General features: G+C 35.1%; 17 protein-coding genes. 7 read left to right on the forward strand and 10 right to left on the reverse strand.

From position 1 onward, the window contains the following. Positions 1 to 52: 52 nt before the first annotated feature. Positions 53 to 1435: a signal recognition particle protein gene (gene ffh / locus U9966_RS05090; RefSeq protein ID WP_306346843.1), complete on the reverse strand. Its 1383-nt coding sequence runs from the start codon at positions 1433 to 1435 to the stop codon at positions 53 to 55. Positions 1436 to 1991: 556 nt separating this feature from the next. On the opposite strand from ffh, the gene thrC reads away from it, so the two are divergent. The 6 genes from thrC (at position 1992) to U9966_RS05120 (ending at position 7557) form a co-directional block, all read left to right on the forward strand. Beyond that, positions 1992 to 3266 carry a threonine synthase gene (gene thrC, locus U9966_RS05095; protein ID WP_306346844.1) on the forward strand — a complete coding sequence of 425 codons (1275 nt, stop codon included), beginning with the start codon at positions 1992 to 1994 and terminating at the stop codon, positions 3264 to 3266. 97 nt (positions 3267 to 3363) lie between these two features. Further along, positions 3364 to 4230, forward strand: coding sequence for a peptide chain release factor N(5)-glutamine methyltransferase (gene prmC, locus U9966_RS05100; protein ID WP_306346845.1), 867 nt, complete (start codon positions 3364 to 3366; stop codon positions 4228 to 4230). Between the two features lie 5 nt (positions 4231 to 4235). Next, the gene (locus U9966_RS05105) at positions 4236 to 5060 is read left to right on the forward strand and encodes a SirB1 family protein (protein ID WP_211597956.1); all 825 of its coding nucleotides are present in this window, start codon (positions 4236 to 4238) and stop codon (positions 5058 to 5060) included. A 26-nt stretch (positions 5061 to 5086) separates the two neighbouring features. Beyond that, positions 5087 to 5941, forward strand: coding sequence for a 3-deoxy-8-phosphooctulonate synthase (gene kdsA / locus U9966_RS05110; RefSeq protein WP_306346846.1), 855 nt, complete (start codon positions 5087 to 5089; stop codon positions 5939 to 5941). Positions 5942 to 5965: 24 nt separating this feature from the next. Beyond that, positions 5966 to 6889: a TrmH family RNA methyltransferase gene (locus U9966_RS05115; protein ID WP_306346847.1), complete on the forward strand. Its 924-nt coding sequence runs from the start codon at positions 5966 to 5968 to the stop codon at positions 6887 to 6889. Positions 6890 to 7041: 152 nt separating this feature from the next. After that, the gene (locus U9966_RS05120) at positions 7042 to 7557 is read left to right on the forward strand and encodes a DUF4760 domain-containing protein (protein ID WP_306346848.1); all 516 of its coding nucleotides are present in this window, start codon (positions 7042 to 7044) and stop codon (positions 7555 to 7557) included. 141 nt (positions 7558 to 7698) lie between these two features. Here U9966_RS05120 and U9966_RS05125 read toward each other — a convergent pair whose 3' ends face one another. From U9966_RS05125 to pckA, 6 genes are all read right to left on the reverse strand, one after another. Next, a complete protein-coding gene (locus tag U9966_RS05125) occupies positions 7699 to 7839 on the reverse strand; it encodes an antitoxin VbhA family protein (protein ID WP_306346929.1) in 141 nt (46 codons plus the stop codon). A gap of 906 nt (positions 7840 to 8745) precedes the next feature. After that, positions 8746 to 9258, reverse strand: coding sequence for a DUF805 domain-containing protein (locus tag U9966_RS05130; RefSeq protein ID WP_306346849.1), 513 nt, complete (start codon positions 9256 to 9258; stop codon positions 8746 to 8748). 1 nt (position 9259) lies between these two features. Then, positions 9260 to 9616, reverse strand: coding sequence for a DsrE/DsrF/TusD sulfur relay family protein (locus tag U9966_RS05135; RefSeq protein ID WP_090922653.1), 357 nt, complete (start codon positions 9614 to 9616; stop codon positions 9260 to 9262). A 114-nt stretch (positions 9617 to 9730) separates the two neighbouring features. Continuing rightward, the gene (locus tag U9966_RS05140; protein ID WP_306346850.1) at positions 9731 to 10219 is read right to left on the reverse strand and encodes a hypothetical protein; all 489 of its coding nucleotides are present in this window, start codon (positions 10217 to 10219) and stop codon (positions 9731 to 9733) included. 26 nt (positions 10220 to 10245) lie between these two features. After that, positions 10246 to 10602: a hypothetical protein gene (locus U9966_RS05145; RefSeq protein WP_322631724.1), complete on the reverse strand. Its 357-nt coding sequence runs from the start codon at positions 10600 to 10602 to the stop codon at positions 10246 to 10248. 25 nt (positions 10603 to 10627) lie between these two features. Then, positions 10628 to 12235 (reverse strand): phosphoenolpyruvate carboxykinase (ATP), encoded by a 1608-nt coding sequence (gene pckA, locus U9966_RS05150; RefSeq protein ID WP_306346852.1) that lies wholly within the window; start codon positions 12233 to 12235, stop codon positions 10628 to 10630. A 182-nt stretch (positions 12236 to 12417) separates the two neighbouring features. Here pckA and ndk point away from each other — a divergent pair, with 182 nt between their 5' ends. Then, the gene (ndk, locus tag U9966_RS05155; protein ID WP_306346853.1) at positions 12418 to 12834 is read left to right on the forward strand and encodes a nucleoside-diphosphate kinase; all 417 of its coding nucleotides are present in this window, start codon (positions 12418 to 12420) and stop codon (positions 12832 to 12834) included. A gap of 7 nt (positions 12835 to 12841) precedes the next feature. Here the strand turns inward: ndk and U9966_RS05160 are convergent, their stop codons facing one another. The 3 genes from U9966_RS05160 to radA all read right to left on the reverse strand — a co-directional run bounded on the left by U9966_RS05160 (position 12842) and on the right by radA (position 16501). After that, positions 12842 to 14389: a peptide ABC transporter substrate-binding protein gene (locus U9966_RS05160; protein ID WP_322631725.1), complete on the reverse strand. Its 1548-nt coding sequence runs from the start codon at positions 14387 to 14389 to the stop codon at positions 12842 to 12844. A gap of 7 nt (positions 14390 to 14396) precedes the next feature. After that, on the reverse strand, positions 14397 to 15047 hold the full coding sequence (locus tag U9966_RS05165) for a YchE family NAAT transporter (protein ID WP_211599304.1): 651 nt from the start codon (positions 15045 to 15047) through the stop codon (positions 14397 to 14399). A gap of 77 nt (positions 15048 to 15124) precedes the next feature. Beyond that, positions 15125 to 16501: a DNA repair protein RadA gene (gene radA / locus U9966_RS05170; protein ID WP_306346855.1), complete on the reverse strand. Its 1377-nt coding sequence runs from the start codon at positions 16499 to 16501 to the stop codon at positions 15125 to 15127. Positions 16502 to 16518: the final 17 nt, after the last annotated feature.

Here is a 16518-nt window from a genome sequence, read left to right on the forward strand (position 1 = left end):
CCTCCTCCGCTTGCGGGGGAGGGCTAGGGAGGGGGGATTAATTTAAAAAAAACTAACGGCGACCACCAAACATACCACCCATTCCGCCAGCACCGCCCATCATTCCTTGCATACCTCTCATCATTTTACTCATTCCGCCTTTACGCATTTTTTTCATCATTTTTTGCATATCGTCGAACTGTTTGAGTAATTTATTCACATCTTGTACTTTCGTTCCTGAACCCATTGCGATACGTTTACGGCGTGATCCTTTGATAATGGATGGATTAGCACGCTCTTTTAACGTCATTGAGTTGATAATGGCTTCCATTTTATGGAACATTTTATCATCTACTTGACCTTTCACGTGAGCAGGTAGATTTTTTGCTCCCGGTAATTTATCAAGCATTGATGCCATTCCGCCCATTTTTTTCATTTCGATCAGTTGTTCACGAAAATCTTCAAGGGTAAACGCATCACCTTTCTTGAATTTTTTTGCCATTTTCTCAGCTTTTTCACGATCAACAGATTTTTCTAAATCTTCGATTAGAGAAAGCACATCACCCATTCCTAAAATACGAGAAGCGATACGATCAGGGTGGAAAGGTTCTAAGGCGTCGGTTTTTTCACCCACACCTAAGAATTTAATCGGTTTACCTGTGATTTGACGAATCGATAACGCCGCACCACCACGTGCATCACCGTCCACTTTGGTTAAGATTACACCCGTTAAAGGCAACGCCTCATTAAAGGCTTTCGCCGTATTCGCCGCATCTTGCCCCGTCATTGCGTCCACAGTGAATAAGGTTTCGATTGGATTTAGCACCTGATGAATTTGTTTGATTTCGTCCATCATTTCGCTATCAATGTGCAAACGCCCTGCCGTATCCACAATCAACACATCAAAGAAATTTAATTTTGCGTATTTTAGGGCTGCCGTCGCAATTTCAGTCGGTTTTTGACTGGTTTCACTTGGGAAGAAAGCGATATCTAAATCACTGGCTAGGGTTTCTAACTGTTTGATCGCCGCAGGACGATAAACGTCGGCAGACACCACTAAGACTTTTTTCTTATGTTTTTCTTTTAAGAATTTAGATAATTTACCCACAGAGGTGGTTTTACCAGCCCCCTGTAAACCCGCCATTAAAATGACCGCAGGTGGTTGGCTTGCAAGGTTTAGTCCTTCGTTGGCTTCACCCATTGCATTTTCAAGTTCAGCTTGAACAATTTTAACGAATTCTTGCCCCGGAGTAAGGCTTTTATTGACTTCAACGCCAATCGCACGCTCTTTTACCTTGCTGATAAATTCACGTACTACAGGTAACGCCACGTCCGCTTCAAGCAATGCCATACGCACTTCACGGAGGGTGTCTTTAATATTGTCTTCAGTTAAACGCCCTTTGCCACTAATAGTTTTAAGGGTTTGGGAAAGTCTATCGGATAAATTTTCAAACATAATTTTCTCGTTATTTAAAAATGGTAAATTTTAATTGAAATAGGGTTATCCCTACATTATACATAAAAAATAATCATTTTTCAGTTTACTAGTTATCTTTGAATGGCTAAAATCATTTTTAGCGTAAAAATTAAAATAAGCAGGGAAATGCAACATTCCCCCTCCCTAACCCTCCCCCGCAAGCGGAGGAGGGAATTTTTAGTTTATGAACTATTCCTCTCTGCAAGCGGAGGAGGGAATTTTTAGTTTATGAACTATTCCTCTCTGCAAGCGGAGGAGGGAATTTTTAGTTTATGAACTATTCCTCTCTGCAAGCGGAGGAGGGAATTTTTGGTTTATGAACTATTCCTCTCTGCAAGCGGAGGAGAGAATTTTTAGTTTATGAACTATTCCTCTCTGCAAGCGGAGGAGGGAATTTTTGGTTTATGAACTATTCCTCTCTGCAAGCGGAGGAGAGAATTTTTAGTTTATGTAATCATTCCTCCCTCCGCTTGCGGGGGGAGGCTAGGAGGGGGGCGAATTGCTCTTTGCACTGTTAAAACAAAAAGGAACTGAAATGAATTTATACAACATCAAACACCCAGAAGAAAATGTTAATTTTGCTCAAGCTGTGCGTCAAGGATTGGGAAAGGATCAAGGACTATTTTTTCCTGAGATTTTACCCAAATTAGATAATATTGATGAACTGTTAGCAATGCCGTTGGTAGAGCGTAGCCAAGCGATTTTAGGGGCGATTATCGGCGATGAATTACCAACAGAGACCTTAAATAATGTCATTAAAAATGCCTTCACGTTTCCTGCTCCCCTTGAAAAAGTCACAGAGAATATTTATGCCTTAGAACTTTTTCACGGTCCAACCTTAGCTTTTAAAGATTTCGGCGGACGTTTTATGGCACAAGCTTTGAAAGCGGTTACTTCTGATCAAAAAATTACCATTTTGACCGCAACCTCTGGTGATACTGGAGCGGCAGTAGCACACGCATTTTATGGTTTAGAAAATATTGAAGTGGTTATTTTATATCCAAAAGGAAAAATCAGCCCACTGCAAGAAAAGTTATTCTGTACGTTAGGTAAAAATATTCGCACCGTTGCAATCAAGGGCGATTTTGATGATTGCCAAGCCTTAGTTAAACAGGCTTTTGATGATAAATATTTACGAGAAACCATCGGCTTAAATTCAGCCAATTCCATCAATATCAGCCGTTTGTTGGCTCAAATTTGTTACTATTTTGAAGCAGTGGCACAACTTCCAAAAGAAAAACGACAAAATCTTGTCGTGTCCGTACCAAGTGGTAACTTTGGGAATTTAACAGCAGGATTAATCGCCAAAAGTTTAGGTTTACCTATTAAACGTTTTATTGCTTCAACCAATAGTAACGATACTGTACCTCGTTACTTACAATCAGGAGAATGGCAACCTAATCCAACGGTTGCAACTCTTTCTAATGCAATGGATGTAAGCCGTCCAAATAACTGGCCTCGTGTAGAAGAATTGTTTAAACGTAACAACTGGTCACTTAAAGAATTAGCATCAGGAATGTTGACCGATCTTCAAACAGAGCAAAGTTTACAAGCAATGAATGAATTAGGTTATTTATGCGAACCGCACGGTGCCATTGCTTATCAAATGTTGGTAAATCAATTAGCAGAAAATGAAACAGGTGTTTTCCTTTGCACTGCTCATCCTGCTAAATTCAAAGAAAGTGTCGATCGTATTTTAAATATTGATCTTCCATTACCAGAAGCATTAGATAAGCATAATAAAATGCCATTGCTTTCTGATGAAATGGATAATAATTTTGAACAGTTAAAGGGCTATTTGTTGAAATAAAGATTATCTATTAAACAAGAATAAATAATTCTAAACATTTAAATAGAGTTTGTTACAATATACTTAATACTTATCTATTTTTGAATGTAATATTATTATGAACTATGCCCAATGGCTTAATGATGCAGAGGCATTGCTATCAAAGAATTGTAAACAAGACCCTTATCTTAATCCAAAATCTGATGCACGGGTATTGTTGCAATTTGTAACGAGACAATCTAAGTCTCGTTTGTTTGCCTTTGCTGAAACAGAATTACTAGAGGCGGAACAACAGCAACTTAAGGTGTTATTATCCCGTCGTTTAAAAGGTGAACCAATAGCTTATATTATTGGTAAAAAAGAATTTTGGTCGTTACCATTAAAAGTGGCAACCTCTACCTTAATTCCTCGCCCTGATACAGAAAGATTAGTGGAAGTTGCATTAGAGTTTGCTTTGAAGCGGTTAGATTTTTGTGAAAATTTACAAATTTTGGATTTGGGTACTGGAACGGGTGCAATAGCATTGGCACTGGCAAGTGAATTAGGCAAAAAAGTACAAATTATCGGTGTTGATAAATCATTAAATGCAGTACAATTAGCAGAACAAAATAGAAAAAGCTTAGGATTTGAGCAGGTACATTTTTTACAAAGCGATTGGTTTAGTTCTTTGCAAAATAAACAATTTGATCTTATTGTAAGTAATCCTCCTTATATTGATAAACAAGACCAAAATTTACAACAAGGGGATGTTCGGTTTGAACCACTTTCAGCATTGGTTGCTGAACAACAAGGATTGAGTGATTTGCAAAAAATTGTGAGTAACGCACCGCTTTATTTAGCATCTAAAGGGGGCTTGTTTCTTGAACACGGTTGGCAACAAGCAATACAGGTACAACAATTATTTGATCTCACTTTGTGGAATAAACCTTGTACTGAACAGGATTATGCAAATAATGATCGAGTAACTTGGGCAATATTAAAGTAATAATTATGAATAAACAAACAAAACAGGAAAGAGAGTTAAAACAGTTTCTCTATAAAGAATTATTAAGACTTTCATTGGTTATTGATGATAGTTTTCATTCACCTCAGGTTTTTGGATATATGTCTAGTTTAGTCAGAAAAGTAAAAAAATTAGTGAATGCCGAAACAGAGGAGCAACGTATAAATCAACTATTAGATTTGGTTTATAATGAATGGGGATTTTATTGTGATCGAGACTATTTTAATATTGAAAATATTTTGATGAATTATGTTCTATCTGATAGACGAGGAATGCCTGTTTCAATTGGTGCAGTCGTTCTTTATTTGGCAGCAGCATTAGAGCTTCCAATTTATCCTGTGAATTTCCCAACACAATTAATTTTACGAGCAGACTATATTGATGATAATAATCAACCTAAAACTCGTTTTATCAATCCTTGGGGAGGGCAAACGCTTTCATTGGAGCAATTACAAAAATGGTTAGAGGGTGAATTTGGATTTGAAACAGAGCTATCACTTGAATTTACCAAAGTTGCTGAAATTAATGAGTTATTAGAACGTTTGGAAACCATTGCTAAAATGGCATTAACTCGTGAAGGTAATTATGAAAAAGCGTTAGCTTTGATTGAGTATCGTCTCATTTTTATGCCTGATGATCCTTATGAAATTAGAGACCGAGGAATGGTATTAGCCAGTTTGGATTGCTTTGATGCAGCGGCGAAAGATCTTAATTATTTTATTGAGCAATGCCCTGAAGATCCTTCAGCATTAATGTTAAAACTGGAAATGCCAACATTATTAAAACACACACATCATAATCAACTGCATTGATTTTGTAAAAATTTAAGGAATTATGTATGAAAAATAAACTTATTCAATTAGATAATATTCAAATTGCCAACGATAAACCTTTTGTGTTATTCGGTGGTGTAAACGTATTAGAAAGCCGTGATATGGCAATGGCAACCTGTGAAAAATATGTCGAAGTAACCCAAAAATTAAATGTACCTTACGTTTTCAAAGCTTCATTTGATAAAGCCAATCGTTCATCCATCCACTCTTATCGTGGACCAGGAATGGATGAAGGTTTAAAGATTTTTCAAGAGCTTAAAGAAACATTTGGCGTAAAAATTATTACTGATGTACACGAAATTTATCAATGTCAGCCTGTCGCAGAAGTGGTTGATATTATTCAACTTCCTGCATTTTTAGCTCGTCAAACAGATTTAGTGGAAGCAATGGCTCGCACAGGTGCGATTATCAACGTAAAAAAACCACAGTTTTTAAGCCCTGGTCAAATGGGGAATATCGTCGAAAAAATTGCAGAATGTGGTAATGATAAAGTGATTTTATGTGATCGTGGTGCAAACTTTGGTTATGATAATTTAGTAGTAGATATGTTAGGTTTTGGAGTGATGAAAAAAGCCTCAAAAGGAGCCCCCGTGATTTTTGATGTCACTCACTCATTACAATGTCGTGATCCATTTGGTGCTGCCTCTGGGGGTCGTCGTGATCAAGTGACTGAATTGGCTCGTTCAGGAATGGCGATAGGTCTGGCGGGCTTATTCCTCGAAGCTCACCCTGAACCAAATAAAGCAAAATGTGATGGTCCTTCGGCTTTACCACTTTCCGCCTTAGAACCTTTTGTTGCACAAATGAAAGCGATTGATGATTTAGTAAAATCATTTCCTGAATTAGATACTTCTCATTAGAGATAAGAAATAAAAGAAAATAAAATGAAAGATAAACCTAAGTTTAAAACCGTTGAACGTAAATCGTTTCAACCAAAGTCAGAAAAGAAACCACAGGCAGTCTATCCACGTTTTGCTAAAAAATCAGGTGAAAAAGAGGGGAGTGTGAAGATCAGAGTAAAAGGCAGTGAAACGCAAACGGGAGCATTATCCCCAAGAGCACCTGAAAAAATCCGTAAAAATCGTAATGAAGAGATGAAAGTGTATGGTGAAAATAGTTGCCATACACTTTTTACACAACGACCAGAGTCGATTGTTCGTTTATGGGCAACCATTGAAGTGGCAAAAAAGCAGGGAGAGTTATTAAGCTACCTTGCTGAAAATAAAAAAGCTTACCATATTGTGGATAAAGAAGAATTAACTACTGTGACAGGTACAGAGCATCATGGTGGAATTTGTCTTTTAGTTAAAAAAGCAAAAACATTCAGTTTGGAAGGTTATTTAAGCACTCCAAAGCAAAATGATTGTCTGGTATTTTTAGACAATATTCATAATGCTCAAAATGTTGGCGGTATTATTCGAACTTGTAGCTTTTATGGAATTAAAGGTGTGATTACCGAGAATACTGATAAGCTCAATTCAAGTAGTGCAGCACGTGTTGCTGAGGGTGGATTTGAGTTTATTAGAATGCTAGAAACTAAGCATAAACAGATCGCTTTTACTCAATTAAGAAAAGCAGGTTATCAAATTGTGCATTTAACCCATAGTAAAAAAGCCTCACTTTTGCCTAAAATTAATTTAGGTAATAAAATTGTTTTTGTATTGAGTGAAGTGATATCTAATGATATTGAATATATTGAGGACACAACCGTCCAACTTTCTGTTGTGAATCCTTTACAAAATGGCTTAAATGTTGCGGTGAATACAGGTGTGCTACTTTCTCATTGGTATCATTTAAATAGGGTTTAATAATAAATTTTTAAAAGTAGAGGTTTATTTAAGTTTTTAGCAAAAATGGAAAGTTTACTTTAGTAATTACTAAATGTATAATCATAGTCGTAGTTTTACAACTGTTGGGGAATGTTAGTTATGAAAAGGTTCAATGAAGGTTGGGAAATTTAATGGGTTTAGAACAACAATCTAACTTATTAAGTTTAATAGCAGGGCTGGGAACGTGTTTATTTACGGGTTACCTAGCCTTTTTTGCGTGGTCTCAGCTCCAAGAGTTACGTAGACAGCATAAACAGAAATCTACGATTGATTTAATGATTAGTAATAACAGCAATTCTTACTACAGAAAACGCCGACAAGCATATATCAAAATGCGAGATCAAAAAGTTAATTTTACAGTTCTTGCTTGTTCGTTAGATCAAAACTCCCCTTCTAATGATGAAACAAAAAGACAAAATTTTATTGTATTAGATGTACTCAATGCTATTGAATTTATTTGTGTTGGAATTAAAGAAAACTTATTTGATGAGGCTGTTTATAAAAGATTGAGTAAAAGTAGCGTAATAAGAGATTGGAAAACTCTTAAGCCTTATATTATGGAGCTACGACGAATTAATAACAACAATGACAAGCTATTTTGTGAGTTTGAATGGCTAGCTATAAAATGGATAGAAGAAGATAAATAACCGAAATTTACACTAGGTAAAAATGGATTTCCGAGCTATCTACACGATGACAGGAGCCATTTTTAATTCCTGTATTCTAAAGAAAGATTTCATATTTTTCTTTTCTTCAAGAGTATTATTGTTTAGACAAATATATATATTCTAACGATCAACTATTTCAAAAAAAACTTTTTTATATTCATCTGGTGTTAGGTAGCCCGCAATATAGTTGTCGGATAACTCTAATAATTCATCAGATAAATAAATCCCCTCTAAACCTACGCTAGCTTTTGCGTATTCAATAGTTTATTCTCTTTTGTTCTGCGAATGAAATTGTTGTTTCCATCTTAATATCCTTTTGTGTACTTTACATTTAGGTTATAGTAAATATATCGTTGTATTACAATGTTATTTTGAGGCAATAATATTATAGAATATTAAGTTATTCACAACTACACTATTATTACCACTTTCTTGTGTTCTCTATTCAATAGTCAATTTGATATTTTTGATTTCAAGTTGGTTATACTTATCGTTCTAGTGAATTTGTTTCTAAGCCATCTACACGATGGTTCACTCGGTAATGCGTGTCTTAACGCATCAAATCCTTTTCTAAGCCATCTACACGATGGTTCACTAGATTATTCACGCATAAATGTGGATATCAGAATGGAAAAACAATCTACACGATGGTTCACTAGATTATTCACATTCTAGCAATTATCAACAATTTCTAAGCCATCTACACGATGGTTCACCACCCATTCAGCAATCGCTCCACTTTTTCTAAGCCATCTACACGATGGTTCACTCATTAGTTGGAGGGCTAATTGGTCGACGTTTTTTCTAAGCCATCTACACGATGGTTCACGCAAACGACTGTAGAGCTACAGTTCCACGTTTTTTCTAAGCCATCTACACGATGGTTCACGCTCTAGCATAAGCACCAAGTACTGTTCTTATTTTCTAAGCCATCTACACGATGGTTCACCCAAGAGATTTTATTCATAAAACCCTGATTTTGCAATACCTTAAGTGAAAAATTAGCAAAAATACCCTTTTTTTGAGAGTGTTTGTAACTTATTGATAATAAAGTGATTTTAAATCGCTAAAAAATAAAGGGTATTTTTAGTTATTCCATAGGGGAATAAAAAACAAAGCGGTATGATGTGAATATAAATTTGCAAATTTTTGATAAAATCATACCGCTTATTTATTTTTAATGTATGTAGTCGGGCAGTCTCCCCATTTATTTGGTGATTTTTGACTACCTTTAAAATAAAGAAAAAGACTTAAAATAAAAGAGATAAACGCAATAAAAAGAAAGGCTCCCATATATAAAAAAACCGTTTTTTCATCGTAATTATCTGTACCATAACTATCATCAAGCTTTATAACGGCTAATGCGTAGAAGAAAAAACTACCGAAAAATGGTATTGCTACAGCAGAAAGCCACCAGCCAGATTTTCCTAAGTCGTGTAGTCTTCGTACAACAAGGCTGATACTCGGAAAAATAATGATAAAACTATATAATTTGCGAATAGCACTGAGAATAAAATAAGTGAGATAAATATTTGTGACTAATGCTGTGTGCAGAAGTAATATAAATAGTAAACCACTAATTACACTAAACCAGCATAACTCAGTTCGTGTGGCTCGACCTTTATAATTAAAGGTATTTTTTAACGAGTGTAAATAATGGTTTATTATCGTATTAAGCATTTTAAAAAGTGAGAACCTTGTCGCTATCAATTACCCAGTCAGCTAAAGCATCCATTGTGGATTTTTCAGCCCCTTCAAAATAAGGTTGGTTTTTATAAATACCACAACGAGACATACAAGAGCCACATACTTTTACTGGCACACCTTTAGCAATTAAGTTTTTAAGCATTTGAGATAAATCTTGATCGTAGCCTTGTGGGGGAGTGCAGCTATCACGAGCCATATCCACCGCATCATTCATTAGAAAAATACGTACTTCTACATCTTTATTGGTTAAAGTGTTAGCCAAACGTAACCCATTCCAAGTTACATCAGTGCTATCATAAGGTTCACGATTAAAGATAATTAATGTTTTCATTTTTCCTCTCTTTGGTTATCAGATAAGAATAATTTGCAATTCAATCTAACACGTTAAGTATCAAAATGTAAAGCGGTATGATTTTGTTAGAAATTTGCAAATTTTGATTTTTATCTAATCGTTATTTTGGTGAACAATTTTATATAAATTAGGATATACATTTTCTATTTTCTCGTTATCCATTTTGCCGTCATAGTCATTATCTCCATATTCAAGCCCAGCATAGATAAAATGAATGATTTCTTTTTGGTCTTTTTTTGGCATTTGTTCATAAATTTTAATAAACTCTTGCTCTCCGATACGCTTAATAATTTGAGTTATAACATAGCCTAACGAATAACAATATGAGCCACCACCACAATCCACATTTTTTATTTCAATCAATGCATTGATATCTTTATTCAAAGATTTTTCTATGAGTTGCTTAAATCTATAATTTCCGAAGACTGTATTATAATTTAGATGATCTGCTAGGAATTTATCAATTTTAATACTATTAATATTGGGATTTTTATAGTAAAAGGAGCATAAAAAAATGAATAAAAATAAAAGGATTAATATTTTTATTTTATCTATTTTTAATTTTTTGCAAATTTTGAACATTATCTTACCGCTTGTTTACAGAACTATTATAAACATACCTTTTTAATATTATGTCGTTTTCTATATTTTGGTGGTGAAATAGCAGGGAATTTTGCTCCTCGTACTTTTAATAGCTCAATTATTTTCTCTAATTGTCGTTTTTCTTTACCCCATTTGCGTTTATATTGACTTTGTACTAAATGAGCAACACTTTGACCTGCTTTGCTATATCCATTCGTTTCTACGCCTAAATCCTCTATCATCCAAATAGCAATGTCATAAGCACTAGAAATAATAGCATCGTATACGAGCGGAACATCACAATGGTTTTTGTAGTTCATATCAAAACAAAGCGGTACGATCTTTTCAAAAATTTGTAAATTTTGAATATGATCGTACCGCATAATCAGTTTAGATTTAAACTTTTATTTAAAGTTTTGGACCTGCAGCTTTTAATGCAACTGTTGCTTCGTTAGTTGCATATTTTTCGAAGTTCTTAACAAAGCGGTTTGCCAAATCTTCAGCTTTTTCTTGCCATTGTGCAACATCTGCATAAGTATCACGAGGATCCAAGATTGCAGGATCAACACCTGGCAATGCAGCTGGGATTGATAAATCAAAGATTGGTAATTTGCTCATTTCTGCTTTATCAATTGAACTATCTAAGATTGCATCAATAATTCCACGAGTATCTTTGATTGAAATACGTTTACCCGTACCATTCCAACCTGTATTTACTAGGTATGCTTCTGCACCCGCTGCTTCCATACGTTTAACTAATACTTCTGCATATTGAGCTGGGTGTAATGACAAGAATGCCGCACCAAAACACGCTGAGAATGTTGGTGTTGGTTCAGTAATACCACGCTCTGTACCTGCTAATTTAGCAGTAAATCCAGATAAGAAGTAGTATTTAGTTTGTTCAGGCGTTAATTTAGAAACAGGAGGTAATACACCAAATGCATCAGCGGTTAAGAAAATCACTTTTTTAGCGTGTCCTGCTTTAGATACAGGTTTAACAATGTTATCAATGTGGTAAATTGGGTAAGAAACACGTGTATTTTCTGTTTTTGAGTTATCGTCAAAGTCGATAGAACTGTCTTCACGAACAACAACGTTTTCTAATAATGCATCACGACGGATTGCACGATAGATATCTGGTTCATTTTCTTCAGAAAGATTAATTGTTTTCGCATAACAGCCACCTTCAAAGTTGAATACACCATCATCGTCCCAACCGTGTTCATCATCACCGATTAATTGACGTTTTGGATCAGTTGAAAGCGTTGTTTTACCTGTTCCTGATAAACCGAAGAATACTGCAACGTCGCCATCTTTACCTACGTTTGCAGAACAGTGCATTGCTGCAATGCCTTTTAATGGAAGGAAGTAGTTCATCATTGAGAACATACCTTTTTTCATTTCACCGCCGTACCAAGAACCACCGATTAATTGAATACCTTCTGTGATGTTAAATGCAACGAAGTTTTCAGAATTTAAACCTTGTTCTTTCCAGTTAGGGTTAGTACATTTAGAACCATTCATTACAGTAAAGTCTGGTTTAAAGCCTTTTAATTCTTCTTCAGAAGGGCGAACAAACATATTTTTCACAAAGTGTGCTTGCCACGCAACTTCAGTAACGATACGAACAGCTAAACGAGTATCTGGGTTTGCACCACAGAACGCGTCGATAACGAATAAACGTTTACCAGATAATTGTTTTGTTACTAAACCTTTTAAGCTAGCCCAAGTTTCTTGAGTCATTGGTTTGTTATCATTTGGCGCAACTTCATTAGTCCACCAAAAAGTATCTTTTGTTGTATCATCTAAAACAATGTATTTATCTTTTGGAGAACGGCCTGTAAAAATACCCGTATCAACAGCAACACAGCCAGTGTCTGTTAAAACACCACGTTCAAAACCTTCTAATTCAGGTTTCATTTCTTCTTCGAAAAGTTGCTCATAAGTTGGGTTATAAATCACTTCTGATACACCAGTGATTCCAACAAGTTCTAGTTCTTTGATAATATTTGACATAAAAGTCTCCCTATAGTTAATTAAATTATTTTGATGGCGTAATTATAAATAATTTTTTTAGAAAAAAATGTTATCTGCTTCAAACTTTTACAAAAATTTTGTCATAGATCATAAAAAATTTGATTATTTTTTTACAATATTGGTTAATATATAAAGCAAGTCAATTAACAGAGGAAACTTTTATGCAAAAAACACTTTCTATTCTTAAACCAGATGTGACAGAACGCCATTTAATTGGTGAAATTTTAGCTTACTTAGAGAAAAATAGTTTCACTATTTGCTGTTTGAAAAAAATTCAACTTACAAAAGAACAAGCCGAAGGTTTTTATGCGGAGCATCGAGGGAGACCTTATTTTGAAAAATTGGTCAATTATATGATTTCTGCACCAGTGGTGGTGGCTGTACTTTCAGGAGAGAATGTAATTTGTAAATATCGTGAACTGATGGGGGCAACCGATCCAGCTGGAGCAGCAGAAGGTACAATTCGCAAATTATATGCTTTAGATAAAACACAAAACTCTGTACATGGTTCGGACTCTGAAGAGGCTGCGATACAAGAAATTGCCTATTTCTTTAGTGATGATGAAATTATTGATTAATTGGAGGTTATTTCTCTTTTGAAGCTCGATATAAATCTTTACTATAAATAACTTCGCTTGCATTCTCTTTGTCAATACCTTTGATACTATTGTTAAGAGAGATTGTTCGTTGGTATTGAAAAAGAGGCAGAATAACGACATCTTCTTCCAACAATTGCATTATTTGGTGGATAAGAACTTGTCGTTCATTTTTGCTTTGTTGGGTATGTTCTAATTGTTCGAGTAATTGATCGACTTTTTCATTTTTATAGCTTATTTTATTTTCAGGACTCTTTGAATGAAACTGGACTAAAAATTGAGCAGGATCAACGTAGTCGGTACACCAACCAGATCGGATCATTTGAAATTGTTTTTGTTCTCTTGTTTTTAATAAATCCTGCCATTCAACCGTTTGAGGGCTAACTTTAAAAAGATCTGAACGACTAAGAGATCTAATGATACTGCTTGCTATATCTTGATGAATACCTTGTTTATCATAGGTTAGAGTAAGGTGAATTGGATTTTGGGAGGTAATTCCTTCATTGTGTAGAAGTTGCTCAACAACAATAGGTTGCCATTGAGTTTGACTTTCTATATTCATACTACTCGGTAAGATAGAGGCATTTGGAATACCAAAATTTGAGACTGTATCATTTACAGAAATCATACCTTTAATGGCTTTTCTGATATTTTTATTTTGGATAATTGGGTCAGCAAAATTAAACTCATAAAAATAGGTACAAAGTTTTGGTAGCTTGAAAGCATATTGGGTATTTGTTTGTGTTGGATTTTCGATAATATCAAAATCGCTCACTGTTTTAATCTCATTTTGTAAAACATAGATCACATTTTGAAATTTGACTGTGGGATCGGTGGCTTTTAATGTTAATTTATTACCATTAATATGTTCAATTTGATATTGACCATTACTTATAAAAGAGAGATCTAAGAGAGGACTTTTTCCTTGATAAGTTGGCAACAATGCGGAGTGAGTGAGCATTAAAGGAAGTTGAAAATTAGTACGATTGAGCTCTATTTTTAACGTTTTCTCATTAATTGCCATTACACCTAATTCAGTTGCAAATTTTTTACCAGAAGTGACCGCTTGAGCATTTTTTATTCCCATATAAATTAAATAATCAGCAAGAGGAGAGTTATTCTGATTGGATGCTAAACGTTGCCAACTAGCCACAAAATCTTGAGCGGTTACTGGTGCTTTATTTGACCATCTTGCCTCATTTTTTAGATGGAAAATCCACGTTTTTCCATCTTCAGTTTGCCCGTCTTCTGCAACGCCATTGATAACATCCCCTTTTTTATTAAAAATCATCAAGCCAGTGAGTAAGTCTCTTAATGGGGCAGTATCTTTTGCTGAGGTAGTAAAAATAGGATCAACATAAAATTGTTTAGCATATATTACACGGGTAAGAGTATCCATTGAACGATTATTTTGTTTTGTTGTACTAAAATTACTTTGATCGCAAGCAACAAGTAACAGAGCCACTATTAAGCAGCCCCAATACTTTGTCGTTTTAAATAAATAATGTATTGATATTTTTTTAATAAAATATTTCATTTTAAATTTAAACATTAACTAGAGAGGGAAAAATATTTCCTAATCCATTTACAATAAATTCAATACCAAGAGACATCAAAATTAGTCCCATAATACGAGTGATAACATTAGTGCCTGTTTTTCCTAATTTCTTTACAACAGGGGCAGAAAAACGCAAGGAGATATAGCAAATTATCGCAAAGGCTATAATGGCGAGACTAAAGCCAATATAATCAGTCCATTGATGGTGATTACTTCCCCAAACGATGGTTGAACCGATTGCTCCAGGACCTGCCATCATTGGCATTGCTAGAGGAACAACACCAATATTGTCATATTCAGAGACATCAGTATTTCTTTCTTCTTTATTTTGTTTGTGTTCACCCAGTTTTCCGTTGATCATTGTGATCGCAATTGTTGTAATTAAAAAACCACCTGCAACACGAAAAGAATCCAGAGAAATACTAAAAGCATCAAGAATTAGCTTTCCAAAAAAGAGAGAAACAAGCAGAATCATACATACAGAAATAGAGGTAACAAAAGTTGTGTGGTTACGCTCTGCTTCATATTGATGTTCTGTCATACTATAAAAAATAGGTAGAAAACCGACAGGGTTAACTACTGCAAATAATCCGATAAAAAATTGCAAATAAATTGAAAAGTGAAAAACTATTTCCATAAGGTAAATTTTAAAATTTAATAATATTTCGGCATTATATATGCTATTTGATAACTATGAAATCAATAAATACAATTTTAAATATTATCTAGTATTTCTAATGCGTCAGTAAGTTTTTTAACCGTGAATACGTCCATTCCTTGTATCTTTTTCTTCGGAGCATTATTGTAAGGAATAATGGCTCGTTTAAAACCGTGTTTAGCGGCTTCACTGATACGCTCTTGACCGCTGGGGACAGGACGAATTTCTCCTCCTAATCCAACTTCACCAAAAATAACAAGGTCTTGTGGTAAAGGGCGATTTCTAAAACTTGAAATTAAAGCGAGTAATAAGGCTAAATCAGCACTAGTTTCAGTGACTTTTACTCCTCCCACTACATTAACAAAAACATCTTGATCAGACATTTGTAAACCACCGTGGCGATGAAGTACTGCTAATAAAAGAGATAAGCGATTATGTTCTAACCCAACCGCTACTCGTCTTGGATTGGCTAACATTGAGTGATCAACAAGTGCTTGAATTTCTACAAGAAGAGGTCGAGTTCCTTCCCAAAGAACCATTACCGAACTGCCCGCTGTTTGTTCTTCACTACGACTTAAAAAAATAGCAGAGGGATTTTTGACTTCTTTTAGCCCCTGTTCTGTCATTCCAAAAACACCAAGCTCATTGACTGCACCAAAGCGATTTTTATGACTACGCAGTGTTCTATAGCGAGAGTCAGCTTCGCCCTCAAGTAATATGGAGCAATCAATACAGTGTTCTAATACTTTAGGACCAGCTAAAGAACCATCTTTGGTCACGTGTCCAACCATAATAATAGCCACTTGGTGCATTTTGGCATAACGGGTTAAAAACGAAGCACATTCACGTACTTGAGATACACTGCCGGGTGAAGAGGAAATATCAGCAAGGTGCATAACCTGAATGGAATCAATCACCATCACTTTAGGTTTTTGTTGATCGGCAAGATTACAAATTTGTTCTACTGAGGTTTCAGAAAGCATTTTTAAGTTGTTGGTAGGTAAATTTAAGCGTTTTGCTCGCATTGCAACTTGTTGTAATGACTCTTCCCCAGTAACATATAGTGTAGGTAATTTATCTGCTAAGCCACACATTACTTGTAATAATAGTGTACTTTTTCCTGCTCCCGGATGTCCTCCAATTAAAATAGCACTACCAGGTACAATCCCTCCACCTAGCACACGATCTAATTCTTTAAATCCACTACTTAAACGAGGTAATTCTTCTAGGCTAATTTCTGAAAGAGTTTGAATTTTACCTGTGGTTTCACCTGCATAGCCACGAAGTCGATCATTTTTAGTCTCTTTCGTAGAAACTAAACGTACTTCACTAATTGTATTCCAAGCCAAGCAGGCTTTACATTGACCTAACCAGCGAGAGTAGTCAGCACCACAATCATTACATACATAAGCTGTTTTAGGGGCTTTTGCCATTCGATACCTCTATTTTT

It is taken from the genome of Pasteurella atlantica, from assembly GCF_963693435.1.
Taxonomy (GTDB): Bacteria; Pseudomonadota; Gammaproteobacteria; order Enterobacterales; family Pasteurellaceae; genus Phocoenobacter; species Phocoenobacter atlanticus.

Bases quoted from the DNA above. Each gene is read 5' to 3' on its own strand.
- U9966_RS05120 (WP_306346848.1), top strand. From the start codon at position 7,042: ATGGGTTTAGAACAACAATCTAACTTATTAAGTTTAATAGCAGGGCTG.
- U9966_RS05130 (WP_306346849.1), bottom strand. From the start codon at position 9,258: ATGCTTAATACGATAATAAACCATTATTTACACTCGTTAAAAAATACC.
- kdsA (WP_306346846.1), top strand. From the start codon at position 5,087: ATGAAAAATAAACTTATTCAATTAGATAATATTCAAATTGCCAACGAT.
- U9966_RS05160 (WP_322631725.1), bottom strand. From the start codon at position 14,389: ATGAAATATTTTATTAAAAAAATATCAATACATTATTTATTTAAAACG.
- U9966_RS05140 (WP_306346850.1), bottom strand. From the start codon at position 10,219: ATGTTCAAAATTTGCAAAAAATTAAAAATAGATAAAATAAAAATATTA.
- U9966_RS05115 (WP_306346847.1), top strand. From the start codon at position 5,966: ATGAAAGATAAACCTAAGTTTAAAACCGTTGAACGTAAATCGTTTCAA.
- prmC (WP_306346845.1), top strand. From the start codon at position 3,364: ATGAACTATGCCCAATGGCTTAATGATGCAGAGGCATTGCTATCAAAG.
- radA (WP_306346855.1), bottom strand. From the start codon at position 16,501: ATGGCAAAAGCCCCTAAAACAGCTTATGTATGTAATGATTGTGGTGCT.
- thrC (WP_306346844.1), top strand. From the start codon at position 1,992: ATGAATTTATACAACATCAAACACCCAGAAGAAAATGTTAATTTTGCT.
- U9966_RS05105 (WP_211597956.1), top strand. From the start codon at position 4,236: ATGAATAAACAAACAAAACAGGAAAGAGAGTTAAAACAGTTTCTCTAT.
- U9966_RS05165 (WP_211599304.1), bottom strand. From the start codon at position 15,047: ATGGAAATAGTTTTTCACTTTTCAATTTATTTGCAATTTTTTATCGGA.
- U9966_RS05135 (WP_090922653.1), bottom strand. From the start codon at position 9,616: ATGAAAACATTAATTATCTTTAATCGTGAACCTTATGATAGCACTGAT.
- ffh (WP_306346843.1), bottom strand. From the start codon at position 1,435: ATGTTTGAAAATTTATCCGATAGACTTTCCCAAACCCTTAAAACTATT.
- pckA (WP_306346852.1), bottom strand. From the start codon at position 12,235: ATGTCAAATATTATCAAAGAACTAGAACTTGTTGGAATCACTGGTGTA.
- ndk (WP_306346853.1), top strand. From the start codon at position 12,418: ATGCAAAAAACACTTTCTATTCTTAAACCAGATGTGACAGAACGCCAT.
- U9966_RS05145 (WP_322631724.1), bottom strand. From the start codon at position 10,602: ATGCGGTACGATCATATTCAAAATTTACAAATTTTTGAAAAGATCGTA.